This is a genomic window from Streptomyces coryli (assembly GCF_011044975.1).
Classification (GTDB): Bacteria; Actinomycetota; Actinomycetes; order Streptomycetales; family Streptomycetaceae; genus Streptomyces; species Streptomyces coryli.
The window spans coordinates 1-6,966 of sequence record NZ_JAAKZV010000337.1 but is presented as its reverse complement, the minus strand read 5'-3'; the positions used below and the strand labels follow the sequence as shown (position 1 = coordinate 6,966).

7 protein-coding genes are annotated in these 6,966 nt (G+C 70.5%); 5 read left to right on the top strand and 2 right to left on the bottom strand.

Going from position 1 to position 6,966, the window contains the following annotated elements:
- Positions 1–71: 71 nt before the first annotated feature.
- Together G5C51_RS38480 and G5C51_RS38475 are read left to right on the top strand one after the other, a co-directional pair.
- A complete protein-coding gene (locus G5C51_RS38480) occupies positions 72–1,010 on the top strand; it encodes an NAD-dependent epimerase/dehydratase family protein (protein WP_165244980.1) in 939 nt (312 codons plus the stop codon).
- Between the two features lie 23 nt (positions 1,011–1,033).
- Positions 1,034–1,828, top strand: coding sequence for an SAM-dependent methyltransferase (locus G5C51_RS38475; protein WP_338118469.1), 795 nt, complete (start codon positions 1,034–1,036; stop codon positions 1,826–1,828).
- A gap of 53 nt (positions 1,829–1,881) precedes the next feature.
- Here G5C51_RS38475 and G5C51_RS38470 read toward each other — a convergent pair whose 3' ends face one another.
- Positions 1,882–2,313: an OsmC family protein gene (locus G5C51_RS38470; RefSeq protein ID WP_165244978.1), complete on the bottom strand. Its 432-nt coding sequence runs from the start codon at positions 2,311–2,313 to the stop codon at positions 1,882–1,884.
- Between the two features lie 170 nt (positions 2,314–2,483).
- On the opposite strand from G5C51_RS38470, the gene G5C51_RS38465 reads away from it, so the two are divergent.
- From G5C51_RS38465 to G5C51_RS38455, 3 genes are all read left to right on the top strand, one after another.
- Positions 2,484–3,143, top strand: a complete 660-nt coding sequence (locus G5C51_RS38465; protein ID WP_165244976.1) for a TetR family transcriptional regulator — start codon at positions 2,484–2,486, stop codon at positions 3,141–3,143.
- A 129-nt stretch (positions 3,144–3,272) separates the two neighbouring features.
- Positions 3,273–4,805, top strand: a complete 1,533-nt coding sequence (locus G5C51_RS38460) for an MFS transporter (protein WP_165244975.1) — start codon at positions 3,273–3,275, stop codon at positions 4,803–4,805.
- A 129-nt stretch (positions 4,806–4,934) separates the two neighbouring features.
- Positions 4,935–5,735, top strand: a complete 801-nt coding sequence (locus tag G5C51_RS38455; RefSeq protein WP_420824904.1) for an SAM-dependent methyltransferase — start codon at positions 4,935–4,937, stop codon at positions 5,733–5,735.
- Positions 5,736–6,133: 398 nt separating this feature from the next.
- Here the strand turns inward: G5C51_RS38455 and G5C51_RS38450 are convergent, their stop codons facing one another.
- The gene (locus tag G5C51_RS38450; RefSeq protein ID WP_338118467.1) at positions 6,134–6,826 is read right to left on the bottom strand and encodes an MFS transporter; all 693 of its coding nucleotides are present in this window, start codon (positions 6,824–6,826) and stop codon (positions 6,134–6,136) included.
- Between the last annotated feature and the right edge of the window lie 140 nt (positions 6,827–6,966).

The following is a 6,966-nucleotide window of genomic DNA, read 5'->3' as shown; positions in this document are numbered from 1 at the left end:
GTGTCACAGCCCACCCCGCTGTCTCGTCCCATGCTCGAAAGCGGACAACGAGCTGGGATTGGGTGAGTGACATGCGTGTTTTCGTCGCCGGCGGGGCCGGGGCCATCGGACGCCGGCTGGTGCCGCAGCTGGTCGCCCGCGGACATGAGGTGACCGCCACCTCGACCGGCGAGGGCAAACTGGCCCTGCTGCGGGAGCTGGGCGCCGAGCCGGTCGTGATGGACGGGCTCGACGCCGCATCCGTCCGCCGGGCGGTGGCCGCCGCCCGGCCGGACGCGATCGTGCACCAGATGACGGCGATCGGGAAGCCGGACATGCGGCACCCGGAGCGCTCCTTCGCCACCACCAACCGGCTGCGCATCGAGGGCACCGACCATCTGCTGGCCGCGGCCGAGGCGGAGGGCGTCCCGCACGTGGTGGCGCAGAGCTTCGCCATCTCGTTCGGCCCGCACACCGGCCTGCTGACCGAGGACGACCCGATCGACCCGGGTCCGGTGGAGACGGTGCGGAAGATGGCCGCGGGGATCATCCACGTCGAGGAGGCGGTGGTCAGGGCCGGCGGGGCGGCGCTGCGCTACGGCGGCTTCTACGGCCCCGGCTCCAGCGACGACGTCTTCGAGATGGTCCGCAAGCGGAAGTTCCCGCTGATCGGCGACGGCAGCGGCCAGAACAACTGGATCCACCTCGACGACGCGGCCGCCGCCACCGTGCTGGCGGTGGAGCGGCGGGCGCAGGGCGTCTTCAACGTCGTCGACGACGAGCCGGCCCCGATCGGCGAGTGGCTGCCGTATCTCGCCGCCGCCATCGGCGCGAAGCGCCCGCTGCGGCTCCCGGTGTGGCTGGCGCGGCTGCTGGCCGGGGAGTTCGCGGTGACGCTGGTGTCCAACGGCCGCGGCTTCTCCAACGCCCGTACCAAGCAGCAGCTCGGCTGGGAGCTGCGCCACCCGTCCTGGCGCGAAGGGTTCAAGCACGAGCTGGCGGCGGACTCCCCATCACATACGCACAGTTGAGCGAGATCGGGCATGATGTCGCCGTGGCAGACAACCCAGCGGTGGACCCCACCCGCCCCCACAACGCCCGGGTCTGGAACTACTGGCTCGGCGGCAAGGACAACTACGCGGTCGACCGCGCCTTCGCGGACCAGATGGAGCAGCTGCTCCCGATCCTGCCCCAACTGGCCCGCTCCGACCGCGCGTTCCTGCGCCGGGCGGTCACCCACCTGGCCGGGGAGGAGGGCATCCGCCAGTTCCTCGACATCGGCACGGGCCTGCCCAGCAAGGGCAACACCCACGAGGTCGCCCAGGAGATCGCCCCGGACGCCCGCATCGTCTACGTGGACAACGACCCGCTCGTCCTCGCCCACGCCCGCGCCCTGCTCACCTCGACCCCCGAGGGCATCACGCAGTACGCGCACGTGGACGCCCGCGAGCCGGAAAAGGTGCTGGCGGCCGTCGCCGAGACCCTGGACCTCGGCCGGCCGGTCGCCGTGACGATGCTCAGCGTCCTGCACTTCTTCTCGGACGACGAGGTCCGCCACACCGTCCGTACGATCATGGACGCCCTCCCGTCCGGCAGCTTCCTCGCGGTCGCCCACGCCACCTGGGAGTACTCCGGCACCGAGGACGCCGCCGCCCTGGAGCACTGGAACGCCAACAGCCCCACCCCCATCCACCTGCGGGACCGCTCCGTCCTCGCGGAGCTGATGCTCGACGGCTGCGTGGAGCTGCTGGAGCCCGGCATCGTCTCCTGCCACCGCTGGCGCGCGGAGGACCACTGGCAGCGCGCCCCTGAGGTCCCGCAGTACGGCCTGGTCGCACGGAAGCCCTGAGTAACCTTTCGATCACCCAGGGCTTCCGTCCGGTCAAGGATTCCGGTCAAGGATTACGGCAGCAGCTGCGCGTCCAGCGTGATGTTCTTGACCCCGGCCAGGGCCTGGCTGACCGGGCAGTTCGCCTTGGCGTCGGCGGCGGCGGCCTGGAAGTCCTCCTCGGACAGGCCCGGGACCTTGGCCTTCACGGTCAGCTTGATGCCCGTGATGCCCTCGCCCGGCTGGAAGGTGACGTCGGCCTGGGTGTCGACGTGCTCGACGGTGTAGCCCTTGCCCGCCAGGCCGTGGCTGAAGGCCATCGAGTAGCAGGACGAGTGCGCCGCGGCGATGAGCTCCTCGGGGCTGGTCTTCCCGCCGGGCTCCTCGGACCGGGCCGGCCAGCTCACGTCGTAGGAGCCGATCTTCGAGGAGTCGAGCGCGACGGTGCCCTTGCCCTCGAGGAGATTGCCTTCCCAGTGGGTCTTCGCGGTGCGAGTGGTAGCCATCTTTCACTGCCTCCTGTGCATAGGTGCGATACGTGTCCAAGCTATCGCTCTGCGCCAGGTGACGCGCATCACACCGGTCAGGCGAAATAACCGGGGAGCGCGTCCCCGTTTAGGAAGGCGTTGAGCAAAACGGGGAGCAGGTCCCCGCTTCGTACGAGAGGAGTCGCACCGTGAGCACTGACACCGCCCTTCCGCGGCAGCGGGCATCGCGCCGCGACGCCTCCCGCAACCGCATCCGCATCGTCGAGGCCGCCCGCCAGGCCCTGGTCGAGTACGGCACCGATGTGCCGCTCGACGAGGTGGCCCGCCGGGCCGGCGTCGGCAATGCGACCGTCTACCGGCACTTCGACGGCCGCCGCGACCTCCTGCTGGCCGTGATGCTCCACTCCATGGAGCGGATCGCCGAGGAGGCCGAATCGGCCTACGAAGAGGTCGGCCACCCCTTCGAGGCGCTCCGGCGCTTCGTGCTCCGGGCCGCGGACGAGCGGATCGGTTCGCTCTGTCCGCTGCTGGCCGAGGGTTTCGACAAGGGCGCCCCACCGCTCGCCGACACCCACGACCGGCTGGACCGGGCGATCGTGCGCCTGATGGACCGGGCGAAGGAGGCCGGTCAGCTCCGCGGCGACGTAGCCGTGGGCGACCTGATGGTCGCGCTGTCCCAGCTGACCCGGCCGCTGCCCGGCTCCGAGTGCACGACTTTTGATCAGTTCGTCCAGCGTCATCTGCAGCTGTTCCTCGACGGACTGCAGGCCCCCGCCCGGTCGGAGCTGCCCGGGCACGCCGCCACCCTCGAGGACCTCAGGCAGAAGCGAGAACCGGGATCGGACTAGCTCCGCCAGGAGCCGGTGTCACAGATCGCGCGCCCAGCGCGTCATAAGGCCGTACGGGCCCACCGTGCAGCTCTTCCACTGCTCTTTCCACTCCGTTAGAACACTCCGCAACCATAGATAGGCCCCCTCATGTCAGAAATCACGTCACAAAGCCCACCAAAGGCGGATCCGAGGCGCTGGAAGGCGCTCGCCTTCATCGCCGTGGCCCAGCTGATGGTGGTGCTCGACGCGACCATCGTGAACATCGCGCTGCCCACCGCGCAGCAGGACCTCGGCATCTCCGACGCCAACCGCCAGTGGGTCATCACGGCCTACGCCCTGGCCTTCGGTTCGCTGCTGCTGTTCGGCGGCCGGATCGCGGACCTCTGGGGCCGTAAGAAGGCCTTCATCACCGGTCTCGTCGGCTTCGCCGCGGCCTCCGCGGTCGGCGGTGCGGCGACGAACGAGGCGATGATGCTCACCGCCCGTGCCGCGCAGGGCGTCTTCGGCGCGCTGCTCGCGCCGGCTGCGCTGTCGCTGCTCGCCGTCATGTTCACCGACGGCAAGGAGCGCGCCAAGGCCTTCGGCATCTACGGCGCCATCGCCGGTGCCGGTGGTGGTATCGGCCTGATCCTCGGTGGTCTGCTCACCGAGTACATGGACTGGCGCTGGACGTTCTTCGTGAACATCCCGTTCGCCATCGTCGCCGTGCTCGGCGCGGTCTTCGTGATCAGCGAGCCCAAGGGCGCCCGTAACCGCGCCGGTCTCGACATCCCCGGCGTGCTGCTGGCCACCACCGGTCTGGTCGCGCTGGTCTACGGCTTCACCCGCGCCGAGTCCAACGGCTGGTCGGACACCGTGACCATCGGGATGTTCATCGCCTCCGTGGTGCTGCTGGCCGCCTTCGTGGCCGTCGAGTCCCGGGTCTCGCACCCGCTGCTGCCGCTGCGCGTGCTGCTCAACCGCAACCGCGGTGGCGCGTACCTGTCGCTCGGTATCGCGGTCATCGCGATGTTCGGCACCTTCCTGTTCCTGACCTACTTCCTGCAGGTCGTGCAGGGCTTCAGCCCGGTCAAGACCGGTCTGGCGTTCCTCCCGATGATCGCGGGCATGATCGTGGGCTCGACCCAGATCGGCGCCCGTCTGATGACCCGCGTCCCGCCGCGGCTGCTGATGGCTCCCGGCTTCCTGGTCGCGGCCGTCGGTATGGGTCTGCTGACCCAGATCGAGCCGGGCACCTCGTACGCCGCCCACGTGCTGCCGTCCCTGCTGCTGCTGGGTCTCGGCATGGGTACGGCGTTCATGCCGGCGATGTCCATCTCCACCATCGGGGTCGAGCCGCGTGACGCGGGTGTCGCCTCCGCCATGGTGAACACCTCGCAGCAGGTCGGCGGCGCCATCGGCACCGCGCTGCTGAACACCATCGCCGCGTCGGCCACCACCTCCTGGGTGGCGTCCCACGCCGCCGAGGCCCGCACCCTGGGCCGCGAGGGCTTCATCAACGCCGGTGCGGTGCACGGCTACACCACCGCCATCTGGTGGGCGGTGGGCGCCCTGGTCATCGCGGCCCTGATCGCCGCCGGCCTCATCAACGCCAAGGGCCAGTCCGGCACGGTCGCCGGCGGTTCCGGCGACTCCGCCGAGGAGGGCGCCGAGGACCAGGTCCCGGTGCTGGCTCACTGAGCCGGATGACACACCGGTCGGCATGAGGGATGCCAGAGCCCCGTCCCGCACCTCCACGGTGCGGGGCGGGGCTCGCTCTCGTTCCGTAACTCCACTGTCTCTGGGCACACTTGAACGGTTTCCGGCATGATGGCCGCCGTGACCGACAACGACCGCGTGGACCCCACCGTCCCCCACAACGCCCGCGTCTGGAACTACTGGCTCGGCGGCAAGGACAACTACGCCGTCGACCGCGAACTGGGCGACCGGATGGCCGAGATGGTCCCGGTGTTCCCGCAAATGGCCCGCGCCAGCCGCGCGTTTCTGCGCCGCGCGGTCACCTATCTCGCAGCCGAGGCGGGCATCCGCCAGTTCCTCGACGTCGGTACGGGCCTGCCCAGCAGCGGCAACACCCACGAGGTGGCACAGGACATCGCCCCCGACGCCCGCATCGTCTACGTCGACAACGACCCGCTCGTCCTGGCCCACGCCCGCGCGCTGCTCACCTCGACACCGGAGGGGGTCACGCAGTACGCACACGTCGACGCCCGCGACCCGGAGAAGGTCCTGGAGGCCGCGGCGCAGACCCTGGACTTCGGCCGGCCGGTGGCCGTGACGATGCTCAGCGTCCTGCACTTCTTCTCGGACGAGGAAGTGCGCCGCACGGTGGGCACGATCATGGACGCGCTGCCGTCCGGCAGCTACCTGGCGGTCGCCCACGGCACGTACGAATACTCGGACAACACCTCCACGGCAGCCCTGGAACACTGGAACGCCAGCACCACGACGCCGGGCTATCCGCGCGATCGGGCGGCAGTGACGGCCCTGATGCTCGACGGCCTCGACCTACTGGACCCGGGCATCGTCTCCTGCGCCCGCTGGCGCGCGGAGGGCGTCTGGAAGGACGCCCCCGAGGTCCCGCAATACGGCCTGGTGGCCCGTAAGTTGTAGCGGGCTTTCTTCGCGGGCCTGCGGCCGCGGCATCCGCGCTGCGCGCGGAATCCTCAAGCGCCGGATGGGCTGATAGGGGGTGGGCCGGGGCCGCGTCCGACACAATACTTTCGTTGTTGTGCCGCCGATGTGCCGGTTGGGAGCGTTTCACACAACGAAAGCATCGTGTCGGCCACGACCCCTCCTACCGGAGGGATAGATCGACCCAGGTGGCCCATCCAGTCGCACGGGCCCGCCCCGCTTCGTAAACCGGCCGCCTCCCGGCCGCCTGACCCAACCCCCGCCCCCACTCCTTCCGTAGGAGGCCATCCGTTTCTGGCGCCGGGGCTCGACGTCACACGGCGGTGCTGCCGTCACCATCCGATGCCAAGGTGCCCGTACCTGTGCCGAGGCTTGGGTCACCTAGCAGGGGAGGCGGCTGATGTCGTCTTCGTGGTCGTCGGGCCGGGCAGGGGCGGGAGTTCGCGGAGTCTGCGTAGTGGGGAGCAGAAGACGGGAAGGAAGGCGATCGACAGGCATACGCCTCCCGCCCACACCGCTGCCCGGACGCCTGCCGCCTCTCCGATCAGGCCGGCCAGTGCCGAGCCGATTGCCAGGGCGCCGGTCAGCATGAATCGGAAGGTTGCGTTCATGCGGCCCAGTAGGTCGTCCGGGGTGAGGTGTTGGCGGAGGGTGACGCCCAGGACGTTGTCGATGCCCATCTTTGTCGTGGTCAGGAGCCAGGCTGCGCTTGCCAGCCACAGCCACAAGCCGTCGCCGATCAGCGCCACCCCCAGGCCGGCCGGGGCGAGCCACAGGCCGGCCTGGGCGAGGGTGCGGCCGTGGCCCAGCCTCCCCGCCAGGCGGCGGGCGCAGGCGGCGCCCAGGAGGATGCCGGCGCCGCCCATGGCCCAGTACGCGCCCAGTGCTCCCGCCGGCAGGCCGAGTTCGCGGGTGAACAGGACCGGCAGCATGGCGTTGACCATCTGCGCTCCGAGATTCGACAGCGTGGCGGTGAACGCCAGCGCGCGCAGCTCGCGGCCCGCGAAGACGTGCCGGAGGCCCGCGGCTATCTCCGACCGGAGCCGGCCCCGGGCCGCGACCGGCGGCACGTCCCGGAGCCGGTGCCGGTGCCTGTCCCGTCGCCGGTACTGATCCCGGGCCCGGCCCCGATCCCGGCCCCGATCCCGGTCCCGTCGCCGGTCCCGGCCCCGGTGCCCCACGCCCGTCAGCCCCAGCGCCGAGGCAAGAT

Excerpts from the sequence above, each read along its gene's own strand:
- G5C51_RS38455 (WP_420824904.1), top strand. The coding sequence starts at position 4,935 with ATGGCCGCCGTGACCGACAACGACCGCGTGGACCCCACCGTCCCCCAC.
- G5C51_RS38470 (WP_165244978.1), bottom strand. The coding sequence starts at position 2,313 with ATGGCTACCACTCGCACCGCGAAGACCCACTGGGAAGGCAATCTCCTC.
- G5C51_RS38460 (WP_165244975.1), top strand. The coding sequence starts at position 3,273 with ATGTCAGAAATCACGTCACAAAGCCCACCAAAGGCGGATCCGAGGCGC.
- G5C51_RS38480 (WP_165244980.1), top strand. The coding sequence starts at position 72 with ATGCGTGTTTTCGTCGCCGGCGGGGCCGGGGCCATCGGACGCCGGCTG.